Raw genomic sequence first — 16,164 nt, 5'->3', positions numbered from 1 at the left:
ACGATGGACTACCTCCAGGAGCGGGTCACGACGCTGCACGACCTGACCGACCCGGTCCCGGACGCCCCGGTGGGGGACAGTGCTGTCGTCGTCCCCATCGCCGGCGAGGAGCTGGCCGACGTGACGCCGGACTTCATCTTCGGGCCGCTGGAGACTGTCGGGCCGCGCGAGGTGATCGTTCCGCTCCGGACGCCAGCGGACGTCGCCGAGGGGTTCCGGGAGTGGGTCGACGGCTACGACCTCGCCGTGACGACGCTGTGGTGTGACGCACCGTCGCTGGAGACGCTGCTCGACCGCCACGATATCGGCGGGCAACGCGGCAAGGGTCGTGACGTCTGGCTCGGCCTCGGTGTCGCTGCCAGTCGTGCGGAGTACGTCGCCGTCCACGACGCCGACGCGCGCAGTTACTCACCGGCGGTCGTCAGCCGACTGCTCGCTCCGCTGCCGATGGACCACGACTTCGTCAAGGGGTACTACGCCCGCGTCGAGGACGGACAACTGTACGGTCGGCTCGTCCGACTGTTCGTCGCGCCGCTGCTCCGGGCACTCGAAGACCGGAACGACGCCGGGATCCTGCGCTACCTCTCGGCGTTCCGCTATCCACTCGCGGGCGAGTTCGCCTTCACCGCCGACGTGGCCAGACAGCTCAGCGCCCAGCGCGCCTGGGGGCTGGAGATCGGGATGCTCGGCGAGATGTTCGATGTCGTCGGCCCCGAGCGGTCGGCACAGGCCGACCTGGGCGTCCACCGGCACGACCACAAGCCCGTCAGCGGACGGAGCGGCCTCTCCGGGATGGCCGAGCAGGTCGGGCAGGCGCTGTTCCGTGCCGTCGAAGAGGGCGGCGCCGAACCGGAGTACGAGACCCTTCCCGACGCGTACCGCGACGCAGCGACCCGCCTGGTCTCGCAGTACGCCGCTGACGCGGCGTTCAACGGCCTGACCTACGACCCCGAATCGGAACGCGAGCAGGTCGACGCCTACGTCTCCGGTATCCAGCCGCCCGGTCCGGATACCCGTCTCCCCGCGTGGGACGACACCGACCTCGCTCCGGCGGCGGTGCTGGAGGCCGGGCAGACCGGCCACTCGCTGAGGCGGAATTCGACGAGCGACTGCTACTGAACGCTTCCGACTCCGCGCGATTGCTCACTGCGTTATCGGTTCGATACCGTCACGCCGACCGTCCAGCACCGCGAACCGTTCGTCGCGGCGCCGTTCGAGCCAGTGGAGGAGTCGCTCTGCCCAGCGCAGTTTCTGTCGTTTCTCGGGATCGACGTCGGGGTCATCGAAGTCCCAGCCGACGAACACGAGGTCGGCCGCACCGAAGTGGTCCGCGAGGAAGGCGGCCCGGTCACCGTCGGTGAACCCGCCGAAGTTCGCGACGGGTGGCGTCGGCGCGGCCTGTGTCGTCGGGACCATCGCTTCGAGATTATAGGTCGGCACGTGCTCCTCGACGGCTGGGATGTTGTCGCCGTGGGCGTGGACCACCACGGGCGTCCCAGCCTCGCTCAACTCTCGGGTCGTCGCGGCGTTCTTGTCGAGGTCCGTCACCTGGCCGTCGACGGTGACACCGACGTCGAGCAGTCGATCCGCCGCCGTCGAGGCCGCCAGAACCACGTCAGCGGTCGCTGCACGGTCGGCCTCGCTCTCCAGCGAGGGACCGGCGCCGACGATGGCGACAGTCGAGTCGGCGAGGCCCAACTCGGCGGGGTCGTACGTACCAGCGTCGCCGACCAGTTCTCGCAATCGGTCGCGAGCCTGTTCGTCCCCTGCCCGGTCGTAGCCGAAATCGTCCAGGAGAGCCGTGTAGACCGGCTCCCAGGTGTCGAAATGCATAGCTGTCGCTGTCCGAGTAGCGTCGAGATAAAGCGGATTTAGCCGAAATGGCACGTCCGTGTACCCCTACCCGGGTGCCCTTTCGGCTTTCACCCATCCGTTCTGACGCCTTCGGTATAAGTTTTCTCTTACTCACCCCTTTGTTGCCGAATGAGCAGACGAGTGTCTGACGACGGGAGGGGTATCTGCAGGATTCTGGCCGTATTCGGTGCCAGAAACGCCCAGAGACATCGTACCGTCTGACGCGAGCGCGCCGCCGGTCCGATTTCCCACCGGTCGACAGCCCGGACATCGCGCTCTTTTAGTCTCGGAGTCGTCTACCGCGGTACATGAGCAAGGTCAACATCGGGCTGCGGGGCTGGCGGTTCGACGCCGACGTGCTGAACGAGGACGGGCGCGTCCGGCCGCTGAAGACGCTGGAACCCGAGACGCGAACCCGGTTACTGATCCTGGCACAGCGGGTCGTCGACCCCTGTGACGCGTGCCGGATCGTCGAGGGCGCAGCCACGGAGGCGTGTAACGTCGCCGAAGTCATCTACGGCGAACCGAACGGCGAGGTCGTCCTCTGTTCGGCCCACGAGACGGACTTCATCTACTGGTTCCGTGAACTCGACGGTGACCAGTACGCCGGCGACACGAAGCTACGGACCGAGTTCCACGAGTGGTTCGCCGCGGGCGGGCGCGCACCGGACGACTACGAGGGGCTCGAACACGTCGACGAGGACCCGACAGCGGTCCCGGAAGCGCCGGATCGATCGGAGGCTGTCCCCGGACTGGAAGAAGAACTGAACGATCTCGACGACGAGGACCTCGACGCGCTGGACGTCGACCTCGGCGACCTCGACGTATGATCTCGGTGGCCGTCGTCGACGCGGAGACGCCGGGCAACGTCGGCACCATCGCCCGCTCGATGAAGAACTTCGGGCTCTCGGAGCTGTTGCTCGTCGACCCACCGGATCTGGACCCGGAGGGCGAGGCCTACGGCTTCGCGGGGCAGGCCCGCGAGGACATCCTCCCCAACGCCGAGACCGTCTCGTTCGACCACCTCGTCGAGAACTACCACACGGTGGCCTGTACCGCCATCCCCAACGAGGACGCGAGCAACCACGTCCGGTACCCCGGGATAACCCCGAGCGACCTCGCCGCGTCGCTCGTAGACGTCGAGCAGGACACCTGTATCGTCTTCGGCCGCGAGCGGGTCGGGCTTCACAACGACGAACTCGCCCGCTGTGACGAGATCTGTTCGATCCCCGCCAGTGTCGACTACCCTGTCCTGAATCTGGGACAGGCCGCCACGATCGTCCTCTACGAACTCCGCGACCTGACCGTCGAGGAAGATCAGCATCCCGATTCGCTCCACGAGACGGCCGACGCACAGACCGTCGAGGGGCTCCACGGCGAGTTCGCGACTTTCCTGAGCGCAATCGGTCACGCCGAGGAGAAACAACCGAAGGCCCGGCGGATGTTCCGGCGGGTGCTCGGCCGTGCCAGGCCGACCGGGCGAGAGGCGCGGACGATGCGCGGGCTGTTCCGCCGCGCACGGCAGCGGATCGACGCCGACCGCGAGTGACCGCAGTTTACTCCGCCGAGAGCTGTTCTGTCCCGGTCCCGTCGACGTACGTCGCAGTCAGATAGGCGTCGATCCTGTCGACGATGTCGCTATCGTAGGTCCAGAATCCCCGGTAGGTGTTCGGCTCCGCCTGCTCGAACGAGAGGAGCGCCGCCTTCTGTGTCGGGTCACCGCCGCCGTCGAAGACGACGAACCACGAGTCGGTCAACTCGGCAGTCTCCCCGGCATGTAGCGTAAGTCCGTCGATCGGGATATCCGCGTCCGGCGCGCCGTAGACGTGCACGTCGATGTCCGAGTCGACGAGTCGGCGGTAGATCCGCAGGCTCTGGGGGTCGTCGGCCAGCCGGGAGAACGCCTGGAACCCCGCGTGGAGTTTTCCCCGACCGGTCCGCGCAGCCAGCATCTCGATGTTGTGGCTCACGTCGACGAGCAGGTCCTTGTCGGTGGTCCCCGTCCCGAACACCGACCCCTCGAGGTTCGAGAGCAGGTCGTTGGTCCGACGGGTGGCGAACACCCCGTCACCGACCTCGATCTCGATGGCGTTGCGCAGCGCCGTCACCGTCTCGCTTGCAAGCAGGTCGTCACCACGGTGGAGGAGCGCCACCGACCGCGGTGTGTCGACGTCCGTCGTCGCCATCCTGATGTCGACGTTGTGTCGGTCGAAGTACCTGTCGATGACCGAGAGCGTCTCGGAGTCGCTGTCGTCTGCATTCAACAGGGTGAGCGTCGGGCCGCCGTCGCGGAGGTCATCGGCGATTGCCCGCAGCGAGGGTGCGATATCGACCGACGGCCTGTTCGCCGGCGTCCGCTCCTCGGAGTGTCGGTCGCTACTCGATGGCTGTTCGACCGGGACCCAATCCGTCGACCCGGTACCGAGACCGACGACGCGGAGTTCCGTCGGGGCACCGCTCCCTTCCCTGATCTCCACGGCACCGTCGACGAACGACCGGAACCGGTTCAACTGTTCGTCGTCGACTGTCTCCGAGTGTGCGACGACGATGCCGATTCCGTCTATCTCCGTGATGCGATTCGAGAGAACGTGGAGGAACCGGACGACCTGCTCCGGATCGGCATACATCGACATCGTGGTCAGTGAGGCCAGACCGACCCGGATCCGCTGCGAGTGGTCGGTGTACAGCTCTTCCAGGAGCGACATCAGCTCCATCCCGATTCCGGTCAGATCGGCCGGTGACCCGATCCGACTGTCCAGTGGGTGTCGTGGCTCTTCCTCGTGTGTCTCGCCGGCACAGTCGACGATGCCGAGCGGATAGTCGTCGATGTCCCGTCCGAACTCCTCGGCCAGTGACGTCCGGAGCTGCCGCGAACTCTCGTCGGCGGAGACGAGGGCGACGGCTTCACCGTCGGCGAGGCCGGCTGTGAGCAACCGCGTCGCCAGGGACCGCTTGCCTGTCATCGGTGGCCCGACGAGCAGCAGCGTCGTTCCCGGCTGGAGCCCGTCGACAGGCAGTAGATCCGCGACAGAGTACATTGACCGTCCTACGGGGACCGCGTATAGAAACCCACCGACGGTGGTGACAGATGCACGGGGTGTTCAGGCGCGCTGCTGGATCTCCTGGCGGAGTACGTCGCTGACGGTGTCGCCGTCTGCCTTTCCGCGCAGTGCACCCATGCACTCGCCCATCAGGGCCGAGAACGCGCCCATCCCCTCGGCCTCGACCTGGTCGGCGTTGCGCTCGACGACCTCGGCGACGGCTTCGCGGACCTCGTCCTCGCTGACACCGCCCAGATCCTCCTGCTCGACGGCCGCCTCGGCGGTCAGCGATGGGTCCTCGGCGAGCGCGGTCAGCAGGTTCTCGACGCCCTCTCGGGGGACGTCGCCGCCGTCGACGAGCAGGAGCGTCTCCCGGAGGTGGTCGTCGGTGAGGTTCTCGACCGGGACGTCGTCACGGCGCAGCTCCGTCAGCGTCGACTCCAGAACGCCCGCGGCGAGCGTGGCGTCGACACCCTCGTCGACGACGGCCTCGAACAGTGGCCAGCGCTGGCCGTAGGCGACCTGCTCGGCCAGACCGGCGTCCAGCCCGAGGTCGCTCTCGTAGCGCTCGACCTTCTCGGTGAGCAGTTCCGGCGTCTCGACCTCCGTCACGTCGGGCTCGACCGGCGGGACGTCCGTCTCGGGGTACATCCGCGCCGCGCCGGGCAGTGGCCGGAGATACCGCGACGTGGCGTCGTCGTTGGCGTCCCGCGTCTCCTCGGGGACGCCCTCCAGGGCAGTCTCGGCGCGTTCGACGACCGCGTCGATGGCCAGATCGGTCGTCTCGGGGTCGTCGGCCACGATTGCGACGGCGTCCTGGGCGCCTGCACCCACGGCCTCGCGCAGTGCTGCGACCTCGTCTTCGGTGACGCCGTAGGCCGGCAGTTCGTCGGTATGGAAGATGCCGCCGGCACCGTGGCGTTTGGCGTGGTCAGAGAGTTCCGTCCCGAGCCGTCGGTCGGGCTGGATCTCCCGGCCGACCAGGCCGTCGAATCCGGCGAGCAGGACAGCCTTCACCTCGCCGCCGTCGTCGAGTGCACCCCGGATGACGCCGGAGTCGGTGTCGGCGAAGACGTCAGTGACGTCCTGTGGCTCGCCGACCGAGGCGTCACGCTCGGCGAGTTCGTCGGCGATATCGAGCAGTTCGACCTGCCGGCGGACCTCGTTGCGGACGATGTCGTCGATGTCGTCGAGGCTCTGGACCCCCTTCAGCTCGATGCGGGCGCCCTCGGCGATGGAGACGTTGACGTCCTGGCGGATGGTCCCGAGCCCGCGCTTGACGTGGCCTGTCGAGCGCAGCAACATCCCGATTCGCTCGGCGGCCTCGCGGGCCTGCTCGGGCGAGCGGATGTCCGGTTTGGTCCCGATCTCGACCAGCGGGATGCCCAGCCGGTCCAGCGAGAACCGCACTCCGTCCTCGGTCTCTTCGACCCGCTGGCAGGATTCCTCTTCCAGTAGCATATCCTCGACGCCGACCTCACCCTCGCTGGTCTCGATGGTCCCGTCGTTGGCGACCAGCATCGAGCGCTGGAACCCCGTCGTGTTCGACCCGTCGACGACGATCTTTCGCATGACGTGGACCTGGTCGACGACGTTCATATCCAGAAGCTGTGCGATCTCCAGGGTCGTCTCCATGGCCTCGCGGTCGACGCGGTGGGGCGGTTCGTCGTCCTCCTCGACGAGACAGGTGCTGTCGTAGGCCAGATACTCGAACTCGCGGTCGACCATGCTCTCTTCGAGGGCCGCCTCGTCGATCTCCCCCAGTTCGCTCTTGGTCGGGTGGAGGTACCGGGTGAAACGCCGGTCGGACTCCTCGGGCTCGCGGATGCGCGTGGGACAGTTACAGAACAGCTTCGTGGCCGTGTCGAGTTGCTGGTGGATCTCCAGCCCGGCCACGAGGCCAAGGTCCTCGTAGTCGTAGTCCTCGGTCATTGGAGGGCAGTCCGTGACCGGGGGCCAAAAAACGCACCCTTCGGCCGTGGGCTTTTGTCGATTCCCGCCGTCATCGGAGGTGTGCGATGGCGCCTCCTGGCGGTGCTGACACTCGTCGCGCTGGCTGGCTGTAGCGGTATCTCCGGGTTCACGGACCCGCCGCCGACGACCACGCCGGCGCCCGTCCCCACGATAACGGAGTCCGCACAGACCCCCAGCGCGCCCGCGGGCATCAGCGAGTCGGGCCTCGACGGCGTCGGATTCCTCGCCAACGGTCACCAGCGAGCGCTGTCGAACCACTCCTACACCTTCCACGAGCGGTACTCCGTGACCACGGTCCGTGACGCCGGCAGGCTCAGGCTCAACCGTACCGAGACGACGGCCGTCGACACCGGCCGCCACTACCGTCACGACCTCCAGCGGCGACGGACTCTCCCGAACGACACGGTCCAGCAGTACGAGCAATCGAGCTACGGCGACGGCGAGCAGTGGTTCGAGCGCCGCGAGGGCGAGACGGTGTCGTACTACCGGGGCGAGATTCAATTCCTGCGTGACGAGTTCGCCGGTGAGGCAGCTTTCTACATCGAGCAGTACGTCAACGCCAACCGGAGCTGGACCGAGCGGGTCCGCTGGAACGGGGCGCTGTACTATCGGGTCGTCGGCGTCGGCGGGACCCCGCCGGGGCTCAGCCAGGCCGAGCAGTACCGGTTCAGCATGATCGTCGCGCCCAACGGCCTCGTGCGTCGACTGGACGTCAGCTACCGGACCGAGATCGGTTCACAGACGGAGACCGTCCGCTACGGGTTCTGGTACGAGGACGTCGGCTCGACCATCGTCGTCGCGCCGGACTGGCTCGACGAAGCGAAGACGCAGGCAGTGAACCGGTCGGCCGTCGCGCCGTGACTGCCTGCCGTCCGCTGAAAAGTACCGTCGCGCTCCCTGGCTAGTCGTCGCCGAGAATCCCCCGTTTCGTCATCTGCTCCGGATCCAGCACCTCGTCGACTTCGTCTTCGTCGAGGTATCCCTCTTCGAGGACGACCTCGCGGATGGTCTTGTCCTCCGCGAGCGCCTTCTTGGCGACCTTGCTTGCCTTGTCGTAGCCGATAGCGGGGTTGAGCGCGGTCGCGAGCGCCATCGACTGTTCGACGCGCTCTGCGCAGTGATCGGCGTCGGCTTCCAGTTTCGCGACGAACTTCTCGGCGAACACCTCGCTCCCGTTGGCGATCAGTCGAGCGGACTGCAGGAAGTTCGAGGCGAGGATGGGTTTGTAGAGGTTGAGGTCGATCTGGCCCTCGGCGGCGCCGGCCGAGACCGCGGCGTCGTTGCCGACGACCTGCTTGTGGACCTGGTTGACGGCTTCGGCGACGACGGGGTTGATCTTGCCTGGCATGATCGAGGAGCCGGGCTGGTTCTCGGGCTGGTCGATCTCTCCGAGGCCGTTACGCGGCCCGGACGCGAGCAGGCGGAGGTCGTTGGCGATCTTGTTCAGCGAGCCCGCGACCGTCCGGAGGGCGCCGTGGGCCTCGGACATCGCGTCGTGGGCGGCCTGGGCCTCGAAGTGGTTGTCGGCCTCGTGGAACTGCAGGCCGGTCTCTTCGCTGATGTACTCGGCGGCCAGTTCGGGGAACTCGGGATGGGTGTTGAGCCCGGTCCCGACCGCGGTCCCGCCCAGCGCGAGTTCCGAGAGCCGGCTACGTGTGTCCTGGACGCGCGAGATTCCCTTCTCGATCTGGGTGCGGTAGCCCGAGAACTCCTGGCCGAGCGTGATCGGCGTCGCGTCCTGGAGGTGGGTCCGGCCGGTCTTTACCACGCTGGCGAACTCATCCTCCTTTGCTTCGAGTTCGTCACGCAGCGTCTTCAGGCCCGGCACGACGTCCTTCTCGACGGCCTCCAGCGCGGCGACGTGCATCGCGGTGGGGATGACGTCGTTGCTAGACTGGCCGAAGTTGACGTGGTCGTTGGGGTGGATCTCTCGTGTTCCGATCTCGCCGCCGTAAAGCTCCGTGGCCCGGTTCGAGATGACCTCGTTGGCGTTCATGTTCGAGGAGGTCCCGGAACCGGTCTGGAAGACGTCGACCGGGAACTGGTCGTCGTGCTCGCCCGCGATGACCTCGTCGGCGGCCTCGACGATGCAGTCCGCCTTGTCCTCGGGAATCAGTTCCAGGTCACGGTTGGCCTGTGCGGCGGCCTTCTTCACCACGCCGAGCGCCCGGACGAACCGTCGGCCGAACGTCGTCTGGCTGATCGGGAAGTTCTCGACTGCGCGCTGTGTCTGTGCGCCCCAGTACGCGTCCGCTGGAACCTCCATCTCACCGAGACTGTCCCGTTCGGTCCTGTAATCGTCGCTCATACGTCTAGGCGGTCGGCGCCCCCGGTCGTAAAAGGCTCCGGTACCCGGCCTGCTATTCCATATCTTCGGCGGTATTTTCAACTGCTCCATACGAAACTCTGGTTTGCTGTGGTAGCTCCGGCCAGCGGAGCCTGGAATCTCGCCCCAGTTTTCCTACCAAGGATATTTCGGCGAAATTTGTCTGTTCGATGGCTTACTCTCGGTATCCTTTCCATGATATTCGTTGACGTACCGCAACGTATTTTGCTAACTATTTATATCCACAAACTGCCGAATACGCCGTCGACAGCGGTTCTACGCCGCGAACGACGTGCATAAATATTCGGAACTATTAAGTGACACGTCTATCCACTTAGGATGAGTTCGACTCCACGGTGACGACCATGATCGACGCCTCCTCGTTGTACCTGTTCTCCGCCTCGACGGCCGTTCCGCAGGGGCTGACAGGTGGCAACCGGGCGAGGCTCGTGACGGGACCGACGGACTTGGCAGAACTCACGATCGCACCCCGATCGATAGACGGCACTGGCAACGGAACACGGCTGCCCGTAGTTGGCAACGGACGGGCAGCACATTCAGAATCCGCCGGCGACTCGACGACGACCGCTGGCGACTCGTCCGACGCGGTCGGGCGTGAGTGTGTGGCCGACGATGGCGATGGGGACGTGACGGCCACACCAGGGGTGACACCCCACTCACGTACGCTGTCGGGACTCACCGCGACGGCTCCCGGCACATTGGCTGCTAGTTCGGACCGATCGGGGCGTGCGATCACCCACGACTGACACAACAAACCATGCGCGAGATACTCAACAGACTCACAAGTGCCGGAAGACGGCTCCGGTCGGCGGTGAGACGCGGCGAATCGGACGGTGAACAGGTGGTAACCGACGGTGGCACGACCGCTACACAACGGGGACAGGACACGCTCCGGAACAAGCTCCCGGTAGAGTGGGAGCTCATCGAATCCTCCCCCTTCTGGCTCCCCCCGCTCTTTCTGGCGGGGCTGTTCGTGTACGGTGCGATCTTCTGGAACCTCATCATCTCCCTGACCGACTGGCAGGGGCTGGGTGACGCGGACTACTCCCAGCTCGATTTCAGCATGTACAGCCGGATGCTGGAGGACCCGACGTTCTGGCAGGCCACTCAGAACACCCTCGTCTTGCTCGTGGTGTTCACGCTGTTCTGTCTCGCGATGGGACTACTCATCGCGATCCTCATCGACCAGCAGATCCGGTTCGAGAACACGTTCCGGACGATCTATCTGTTGCCGATGAGCCTCTCGTTCGTCGTCACGGCGACGCTGTGGGCGTGGATGTACAACGCCTCCAACGGGGTGCTCAACAACTTCCTCAGGGTGCTCAACCTCGAAGGGTTGATCATCACGTTGCTGAAACCGGCGGCGGTCCAGGCGACGACGATCCAGTGGCTCTCCTGGAGTACGACCGCACTCGGCGCGGTCATCTTCGCGCTGCTGTGGCAGTTCAGCGGCTACGCGATGGTCGTCTTCCTCGCCGGCCTCCGGGCGATTCCCGACGAACACTACGAGGCGGCCCGCGTCGACGGAGCCTCGACGGTCAGGATGTACATGCGGGTCATCATCCCGCAACTCCGCGCGCCGGCTGTCTCGGCGTCGGTCGTCCTGATGGTGTTCGCACTGAAGGCGTTCGACTTCATCTTCGCACTGCGCGGTGACCAGCCGGGAGCGAACATCGACATCCTGGCCACGATGATGTACCGCGAGGCGTTCACGGGCGGCAACGAATGGGCCTACGGGTCCGCGATCGCCATCGTCCTGTTCGTCCTCGCACTGCTGGTGATCGCACCGTACCTCTACAGCGAGTACCAGCGAGGTGAACTATGAGCACACAGGATGCCAGCCCCCTCGGTTCGCTCGGAGAGTTCGTGAGTCGCCGCGCCGCGCTGTATGCGGTGCTTCTGTTCGGCGTCGTCTTTTACCTCGTTCCTGTCGAGGCGGCGCTGATGACGATGTTCAAGACCGACGCGTTCGTCAACACGCAACCGTACCTGCCGCCGGCACCGAGCCAGTTCTCGCTGGACTCGACGATGACCGCCATCGACACCATCGCGCCGGGGATCTGGAACTCGATGCTGATGGCGATCCCGGCGACGATCCTCTCGGCGCTGTTCGGGTCGCTCGCGGCGTACGGCCTGACCACTATCGACTGGAAAGGCCAGGTCGGTGTCGTCGTGCTCATCATCGCGGGCATCTTCATCCCGTACCAGGCCGTGCTGGTCCCGATCAGTACCTTCTGGTACCAGATCGTTCCGGACTTCGCGGAGAGCATCGTCGGGATCGTCCTGACAGAATGGGAGTATCCCGTCGGTAACGGTGGTCTACAGCTGATCCAGCTGACTATCACCCACGTCGCCTATGGAATCCCGATCTGTACGCTGCTGTTCCGTGGCTACTACCAGGCCATCTCCGACGAGATGGTCGAGGCCGCGCGACTCGACGGTGCCAGTGCGTTCAGCATCTACAAGAACATCATCCTGCCGCTGTCGTACCCGATGTTCGCGGTGACGCTCATCTACCAGTTCACGCAGGTCTACAACGACCTACTGTTCGCGCTGGTGCTGTTGAACGACCCGAACACGCAGGTGGCGACCCAGCGACTCGTCCGGCTGACCGGCGGTGTCCAGCAGGACTTCACGCTCACGATGGCCGGTGCGATCATCGCTGCGCTCCCGACCCTGATCGTGTACATCTTCTTCGGAGACCAGTTCGCGAAGGGTGTCGCATCCTAAGGAGGTCCAACGTATGTCACATCTCACACTCGACGGCGTAACGAAGATCTTCCACGACGACGACGAAGGCGAGATCGTCGCGGTAGACGACGTCTCGATCGACATCGACGACGGCGAGTTCATCTGCGTGGTCGGCCCGTCCGGCTGCGGCAAATCGACCACGTTGCGGATGATCGCCGGTCTCGAGGACATCACGCACGGCGAGATCCGTCTCCAGGACAGGGTCATCAACGACCTCCCGCCGGCGCGACGCGGCGTCGCGATGGTGTTCCAGTCCTACGCACTGTACCCGCACATGACCGTGCGGGAGAACATGGCGTTCGGGCTGGAACAGTCGACTGACCTCTCGGGCGACGAGATCGAGGAGCGCGTCACAGAAGCGACCGACATCCTCGGTATCCACGACCTCATCGACCGGAAACCCGGTGAACTCTCCGGTGGCCAACAGCAGCGTGTCGCCCTGGGCCGGGCGATCGTCCGGGACCCCGACGTGTTCCTCATGGACGAGCCACTGGCGAACCTGGACGCGAAACTCCGTGCCGAGATGCGGACGGAACTCCAGCACCTTCAGGAGGATCTGGACGTCACGACCGTCTACGTCACGCACGACCAGACGGAAGCGATGACGATGTCCGATCGGATCGCCATCCTCAACGACGGCCGTCTCCAGCAGTGTGCGACGCCGCTGGAGTGTTACCACGAACCGAACAACCTCTTCGTCGCGGGCTTCATCGGCGAACCGTCGATGAACTTCTTCGACGTGGAGCGACAGGGGTCGACACTGGTTGCGGACCGATTCGAGTACGAACTGAGCGAACAGACGGTCGACGCGCTGACCGAGGAGACGTCGCTGACGCTCGGGATCCGTCCCGAGGACATCCAGATCGTCGACACGAAGATGGACGACCACGACTACGACGCCGTCGTCGACGTGGTGGAGCCACGGGGCAACGAGAACACGGTCCACCTGACCTTCGAGGAGGGCGAGACCGACACCTTCACTGCGTCCATCGACGGGATGCAGAACGTCGACTGGGGCGAGCACGTCACCGTGCGGTTCCCCGAGGAGGCGATCCACATCTTCGATGCGGCGACCGGTGAGGCGATCAAGAACCGCGAGCTCAGCTCTGTCGAGAAGATCGAATCGGCCGTCTGAAGCGGCTATCGGGACTCGTGTTCGTCGCCAGCGGCTGTCACTGTCCTCTCGATTCCGACGAGACAGCCCCGTACGTGGTTTGATAAGGGTTGGCGGGGACAGTTCCAGATATGTCGGACGACGATACAAACCCGTTCGCGGCGGCGTTCGAACTCCAGCGACAGACCATCGAGGGCAGTCAGCGCGCGCTCTCACACGGGATCGCCTTCCAGCAACAGCTCAATCGGGCTGCGCTCCAGGGGATGGAGACCGGCGTCGAGTTCAACGAGCGCAGTGCGGAGACTGCCAGGGAGACGCTGCACAACACGCTTGACTCCATCGAACAACTGGTTCCGGGTGCCTCCGTGGGCCTCGATCAGGTCCACGACGCCATCGACGAGCAGTTCGACACCGCGGCCGAGGCAGGCCACCAGGCTGTCGACACCGCAGCGAGCAGCGTCGAGGGCGCGGAGGAGGCTTCCGAGGCGTACCTCGACTCCGTGGAGGGCCAGGTCGAGACGCTGCTTGCCGCCCACGAGGACTTCGAGGAGCAGACCCTCGCGTTCCTCGACGAGACCGAGGCGCAACTCGAAGCGCTCCAGGAACAGACCGAAGGGCAGGTCGACGAGCAGATCTCACAGCTCCAGGCCCAGATGCAACAGCTCAGAGACCAGTTGACCGATTAGCTCCAGCGATCCAGTCCCGTCTGGACGACGGACTCCTCGATCCGTTCGAAGCCACGCCCGACCTCGTCGGGATCGACCCCCCACTCGTCGGTGACGTACTCTCGGGCGGCCGCGACGTCGGGGGTGATCTCGGTGTCGAGCGTGTAGTCGTCGGTCACCGCGGGGTCGAGAAACAGGTTCCTGATCCGGTCCGCGTGGTCGATGTGTTCCCCGCGGGCCTCGAGGACGGCAAAGAGATCGCCGTGCTCTCTGAGTTCTTTGACCGCCGTCTTCGGACCGATGCCGGAGATGCCCTCGTTGAAGTCCGTCCCCATCAGGATGGCGGCGTCGACCAGTTGCTCCCAGGTGAGGTCGTGTTTCGCCAGCGTGGCCTCGAAATCCATCAGTTCGGGGTCGCCCTTCGAGGTGAGTTGCCGGAGCGTCAGCGGCGCGCCGAACAACAGGGCGTCGTAGTCCTCGGTGCCGGCGTAGTCGACGTCGCCCTGTCGGGCCATGTAGGCCGCCTGTCCCTCGCCCTCGGCGGGTGCGTCGACGATTGGGACATCGAGCAGCGCCAGGAGTTCCCTGGTCGTCTGGACGATGGTCTCGGTGAGCCGCTGGGTGCGTGATTCGAGTTTCGCGACCCGCGTGGCGTCACCGGACTCGCGGGCCGCTTCGAGTTCGTCCTCGTAACGTTCCCGTTGCTGGCGACGTTTCTCGACCTCGTCGTCCTTGAGGTCGGTCACGGCGCCGTCGAAGACGAACACCGGCGTCAGGTCGTGTTCGAAGAACTTCGGGAGTCCCTGGACGACGCCGATGAGGTTCGCGACTTCGGTCCCGTCGGCGGTCGTGTACTTGTGTTCGCTCGTGAACTTGACCGTCGTCGTCAGATAGCGGTAGAGCCAGTTGTGCGCGTCGACGGCGACGACACTGCCGCCGAGGTCGTCGAACGAGACGTCCTCGATGACCGCCAGCGACCGGAGATCAGCGTTTCCCATTGGCGGTCGTTGGGGGGACACCGGTTTGAATCTCCCGCCACGTGGCCGTGCCGACCCGTTACCCCGAGAGGTCGACGACCGACGGTGGATCGATGTCGGCTTTCGCCGCGAGGAACGACTCCTCGTCGGCCGAGAGGTCGCGCTCCCGGAACAGGTCCAGGCCGGCCTGGTACTGCTCGCGGCTTCGGTCGCCGGGCCAGACCAGTTCGAGTTCGCCCAGGCCCTGTTCGGTGCCTGCGAAACAGAACCCCGCGCGGTAGGCTGCCTGGTAGGAGAAGGGGTTGTTGACGCCGATGGTGACGCGCTCGAAGCCCCGCTCTGTGGCCCGCTCCCGGACGAACGAGAGCAGTCGCGGCCCGAGCCGTTCGCCGCGGCGGTCCCTGCGGACGGTGACGTAGCGGATACAGAGTGTGTCCGCGTCCGTCCGGTCGGGGTCGAACGCGGCCGCGGCGACGATATCGTCGTCCCGACAGACAGCCTTCCCCGTCGTACTCATCACGAACTTCCCCGCGTAGGCGAACTGCTCGTGGTCCAGACGCAGGGTGGCATCGTCCTCGGGCCACCCGAGCAGTTCCAGGTCCATGGTCTGGTCTGGGGGCCACGTGGCTTGTATCCTGTGGGCACAACGAGAGAGCAAAGTAGGTGGCTCACGAAGGCCGGGACATGAGCGTCTCGACGGTCGGTGAACGTCGCATCGAGGTCTCGTCCACCACGGCGCTGCTGGCCGTCGGGGACGTCCTGGCCATCGCGCTGTTCGTCACTGCGGGGGAGTTCACACACGGCATCAATCCGTTCCTCAATCCGGGTCGCGCTGCGGGAACATTCGCCCCGTTCCTCGTCGGGTGGGTGCTAGTCGCGGGTCTCGGTGGGCTCTACGCCCGCGACTCGATCAGTTCGCTCACCGGCGCGCTCGGCCGCACGTTCCTGGCGTGGGTACTGGCTGTCGCCATCGCACAGGCACTCCGCGCGACGGCAGTCTTCCACGGCGATGCAGCGGTGACGTTCGCACTGGTCTCGATCGGTGTGGGTGGCGTCCTGCTCTGTAGCTGGCGCGGTACGGCGACGCTACTGCTCGGTCGATAGTCGAAGAACGAAAGGTAGGTGACACCAACCCGAATGGCCACGGTGGCCCGAGACCGCTGTGCCCGAGCGGCAGCGACGGGCTATCGGAGTTCGGCTACGTCGAGCGACAATGTCGACTGGATCCACGCCTGGTGGTTCTCGCGGTCGTAGACGACGAACTCCTCGTCGCCGATGTGTAGCTCCGCGTACCGGCGGCTCTCCTCGTCCGAAGTAGCCTCACTCGTATCGTCCGTGGCGTTCGTACTCATTGGTCTGCGGGGGGACGTGACTCCGGCCCCTCCGATTTACAGTTATAGACCCTCCATAATAAGCCTCTTCCCCCAGTTATCATCATAGA

Annotated in this window: 17 protein-coding genes; 10 read left to right on the top strand and 7 right to left on the bottom strand. The window is 65.4% G+C overall.

Features of this window, described 5'->3' with window-relative positions; translation table 11 throughout:
* The first annotated feature begins 3 nt into the window (after positions 1 to 3).
* Positions 4 to 1,119 (top strand): glycosyl transferase family 2, encoded by a 1,116-nt coding sequence (locus Hhyl2_RS07395; protein ID WP_483550098.1) that lies wholly within the window; start codon positions 4 to 6, stop codon positions 1,117 to 1,119.
* A gap of 24 nt (positions 1,120 to 1,143) precedes the next feature.
* Here Hhyl2_RS07395 and Hhyl2_RS07390 read toward each other — a convergent pair whose 3' ends face one another.
* Positions 1,144 to 1,833, bottom strand: a complete 690-nt coding sequence (locus tag Hhyl2_RS07390) for a 6-hydroxymethylpterin diphosphokinase MptE-like protein (RefSeq protein ID WP_483550097.1) — start codon at positions 1,831 to 1,833, stop codon at positions 1,144 to 1,146.
* Between the two features lie 329 nt (positions 1,834 to 2,162).
* Here Hhyl2_RS07390 and Hhyl2_RS07385 point away from each other — a divergent pair, with 329 nt between their 5' ends.
* Positions 2,163 to 2,684, top strand: coding sequence for a DUF8114 family protein (locus Hhyl2_RS07385; RefSeq protein ID WP_483550096.1), 522 nt, complete (start codon positions 2,163 to 2,165; stop codon positions 2,682 to 2,684).
* Entirely contained in the window at positions 2,681 to 3,403 is a 723-nt protein-coding gene (locus Hhyl2_RS07380) for an RNA methyltransferase (RefSeq protein WP_483550095.1), read from the top strand. Before Hhyl2_RS07385 ends, Hhyl2_RS07380 begins: the two co-directional genes overlap by 4 nt.
* Before the next feature lie 7 nt (positions 3,404 to 3,410).
* Here the strand turns inward: Hhyl2_RS07380 and Hhyl2_RS07375 are convergent, their stop codons facing one another.
* Complete coding sequence (locus Hhyl2_RS07375; RefSeq protein ID WP_483550094.1) at positions 3,411 to 4,892, bottom strand: DUF7504 family protein; 1,482 nt, start codon at positions 4,890 to 4,892, stop codon at positions 3,411 to 3,413.
* Between the two features lie 63 nt (positions 4,893 to 4,955).
* Positions 4,956 to 6,827: a Glu-tRNA(Gln) amidotransferase subunit GatE gene (gene gatE / locus Hhyl2_RS07370; protein WP_483550093.1), complete on the bottom strand. Its 1,872-nt coding sequence runs from the start codon at positions 6,825 to 6,827 to the stop codon at positions 4,956 to 4,958.
* A gap of 81 nt (positions 6,828 to 6,908) precedes the next feature.
* Between gatE and Hhyl2_RS07365 the strand changes: the two genes are divergently transcribed.
* A complete protein-coding gene (locus Hhyl2_RS07365; protein ID WP_483550092.1) occupies positions 6,909 to 7,730 on the top strand; it encodes a DUF7537 family lipoprotein in 822 nt (273 codons plus the stop codon).
* A gap of 40 nt (positions 7,731 to 7,770) precedes the next feature.
* Here Hhyl2_RS07365 and Hhyl2_RS07360 read toward each other — a convergent pair whose 3' ends face one another.
* Complete coding sequence (locus tag Hhyl2_RS07360) at positions 7,771 to 9,177, bottom strand: class II fumarate hydratase (RefSeq protein ID WP_483550091.1); 1,407 nt, start codon at positions 9,175 to 9,177, stop codon at positions 7,771 to 7,773.
* Positions 9,178 to 9,551: 374 nt separating this feature from the next.
* Between Hhyl2_RS07360 and Hhyl2_RS07355 the strand changes: the two genes are divergently transcribed.
* The 5 genes from Hhyl2_RS07355 (at position 9,552) to Hhyl2_RS07335 (ending at position 13,767) form a co-directional block, all read left to right on the top strand.
* Positions 9,552 to 9,962 (top strand): hypothetical protein, encoded by a 411-nt coding sequence (locus tag Hhyl2_RS07355; RefSeq protein WP_483550090.1) that lies wholly within the window; start codon positions 9,552 to 9,554, stop codon positions 9,960 to 9,962.
* An 11-nt stretch (positions 9,963 to 9,973) separates the two neighbouring features.
* Positions 9,974 to 11,041, top strand: a complete 1,068-nt coding sequence (locus Hhyl2_RS07350) for a carbohydrate ABC transporter permease (RefSeq protein WP_483550089.1) — start codon at positions 9,974 to 9,976, stop codon at positions 11,039 to 11,041.
* On the top strand, positions 11,038 to 11,946 hold the full coding sequence (locus Hhyl2_RS07345) for a carbohydrate ABC transporter permease (protein WP_483550088.1): 909 nt from the start codon (positions 11,038 to 11,040) through the stop codon (positions 11,944 to 11,946). The genes Hhyl2_RS07350 and Hhyl2_RS07345 overlap by 4 nt, the downstream gene beginning before the upstream one ends.
* A 13-nt stretch (positions 11,947 to 11,959) precedes the next feature.
* Complete coding sequence (locus Hhyl2_RS07340) at positions 11,960 to 13,102, top strand: ABC transporter ATP-binding protein (RefSeq protein ID WP_483550087.1); 1,143 nt, start codon at positions 11,960 to 11,962, stop codon at positions 13,100 to 13,102.
* Between the two features lie 110 nt (positions 13,103 to 13,212).
* Positions 13,213 to 13,767: a hypothetical protein gene (locus tag Hhyl2_RS07335; RefSeq protein WP_483550086.1), complete on the top strand. Its 555-nt coding sequence runs from the start codon at positions 13,213 to 13,215 to the stop codon at positions 13,765 to 13,767.
* Here the strand turns inward: Hhyl2_RS07335 and fen are convergent.
* Both fen and Hhyl2_RS07325 read right to left on the bottom strand, forming a co-directional pair.
* Positions 13,764 to 14,744 carry a flap endonuclease-1 gene (gene fen, locus Hhyl2_RS07330; protein ID WP_483550085.1) on the bottom strand — a complete coding sequence of 327 codons (981 nt, stop codon included), beginning with the start codon at positions 14,742 to 14,744 and terminating at the stop codon, positions 13,764 to 13,766. The genes Hhyl2_RS07335 and fen overlap by 4 nt on opposite strands.
* A gap of 58 nt (positions 14,745 to 14,802) precedes the next feature.
* Positions 14,803 to 15,327: a GNAT family N-acetyltransferase gene (locus tag Hhyl2_RS07325; protein WP_483550084.1), complete on the bottom strand. Its 525-nt coding sequence runs from the start codon at positions 15,325 to 15,327 to the stop codon at positions 14,803 to 14,805.
* Positions 15,328 to 15,407: 80 nt separating this feature from the next.
* Between Hhyl2_RS07325 and Hhyl2_RS07320 the strand changes: the two genes are divergently transcribed.
* Complete coding sequence (locus tag Hhyl2_RS07320) at positions 15,408 to 15,827, top strand: DUF3054 domain-containing protein (protein ID WP_483550083.1); 420 nt, start codon at positions 15,408 to 15,410, stop codon at positions 15,825 to 15,827.
* An 80-nt stretch (positions 15,828 to 15,907) separates the two neighbouring features.
* Here Hhyl2_RS07320 and Hhyl2_RS07315 read toward each other — a convergent pair whose 3' ends face one another.
* A complete protein-coding gene (locus Hhyl2_RS07315) occupies positions 15,908 to 16,075 on the bottom strand; it encodes a DUF7331 family protein (RefSeq protein ID WP_483550082.1) in 168 nt (55 codons plus the stop codon).
* Between the last annotated feature and the right edge of the window lie 89 nt (positions 16,076 to 16,164).

Source organism: Haloarcula sp. H-hyl2 (genome assembly GCF_056934385.1).
Note: the sequence above shows the minus strand (reverse complement) of the source record. Positions and strands in the feature narration are given on the sequence as shown.

Bases quoted from the DNA above. Each gene is read 5' to 3' on its own strand.
- Hhyl2_RS07395 (WP_483550098.1), top strand. From the start codon at position 4: ATGGACTACCTCCAGGAGCGGGTCACGACGCTGCACGACCTGACCGAC.
- Hhyl2_RS07390 (WP_483550097.1), bottom strand. From the start codon at position 1,833: ATGCATTTCGACACCTGGGAGCCGGTCTACACGGCTCTCCTGGACGAT.
- Hhyl2_RS07385 (WP_483550096.1), top strand. From the start codon at position 2,163: ATGAGCAAGGTCAACATCGGGCTGCGGGGCTGGCGGTTCGACGCCGAC.
- Hhyl2_RS07380 (WP_483550095.1), top strand. From the start codon at position 2,681: ATGATCTCGGTGGCCGTCGTCGACGCGGAGACGCCGGGCAACGTCGGC.
- Hhyl2_RS07375 (WP_483550094.1), bottom strand. From the start codon at position 4,892: ATGTACTCTGTCGCGGATCTACTGCCTGTCGACGGGCTCCAGCCGGGA.
- gatE (WP_483550093.1), bottom strand. From the start codon at position 6,827: ATGACCGAGGACTACGACTACGAGGACCTTGGCCTCGTGGCCGGGCTG.
- Hhyl2_RS07360 (WP_483550091.1), bottom strand. From the start codon at position 9,177: ATGAGCGACGATTACAGGACCGAACGGGACAGTCTCGGTGAGATGGAG.
- Hhyl2_RS07350 (WP_483550089.1), top strand. From the start codon at position 9,974: ATGCGCGAGATACTCAACAGACTCACAAGTGCCGGAAGACGGCTCCGG.
- Hhyl2_RS07345 (WP_483550088.1), top strand. From the start codon at position 11,038: ATGAGCACACAGGATGCCAGCCCCCTCGGTTCGCTCGGAGAGTTCGTG.
- Hhyl2_RS07340 (WP_483550087.1), top strand. From the start codon at position 11,960: ATGTCACATCTCACACTCGACGGCGTAACGAAGATCTTCCACGACGAC.
- Hhyl2_RS07335 (WP_483550086.1), top strand. From the start codon at position 13,213: ATGTCGGACGACGATACAAACCCGTTCGCGGCGGCGTTCGAACTCCAG.
- fen (WP_483550085.1), bottom strand. From the start codon at position 14,744: ATGGGAAACGCTGATCTCCGGTCGCTGGCGGTCATCGAGGACGTCTCG.
- Hhyl2_RS07325 (WP_483550084.1), bottom strand. From the start codon at position 15,327: ATGGACCTGGAACTGCTCGGGTGGCCCGAGGACGATGCCACCCTGCGT.
- Hhyl2_RS07320 (WP_483550083.1), top strand. From the start codon at position 15,408: ATGAGCGTCTCGACGGTCGGTGAACGTCGCATCGAGGTCTCGTCCACC.
- Hhyl2_RS07315 (WP_483550082.1), bottom strand. From the start codon at position 16,075: ATGAGTACGAACGCCACGGACGATACGAGTGAGGCTACTTCGGACGAG.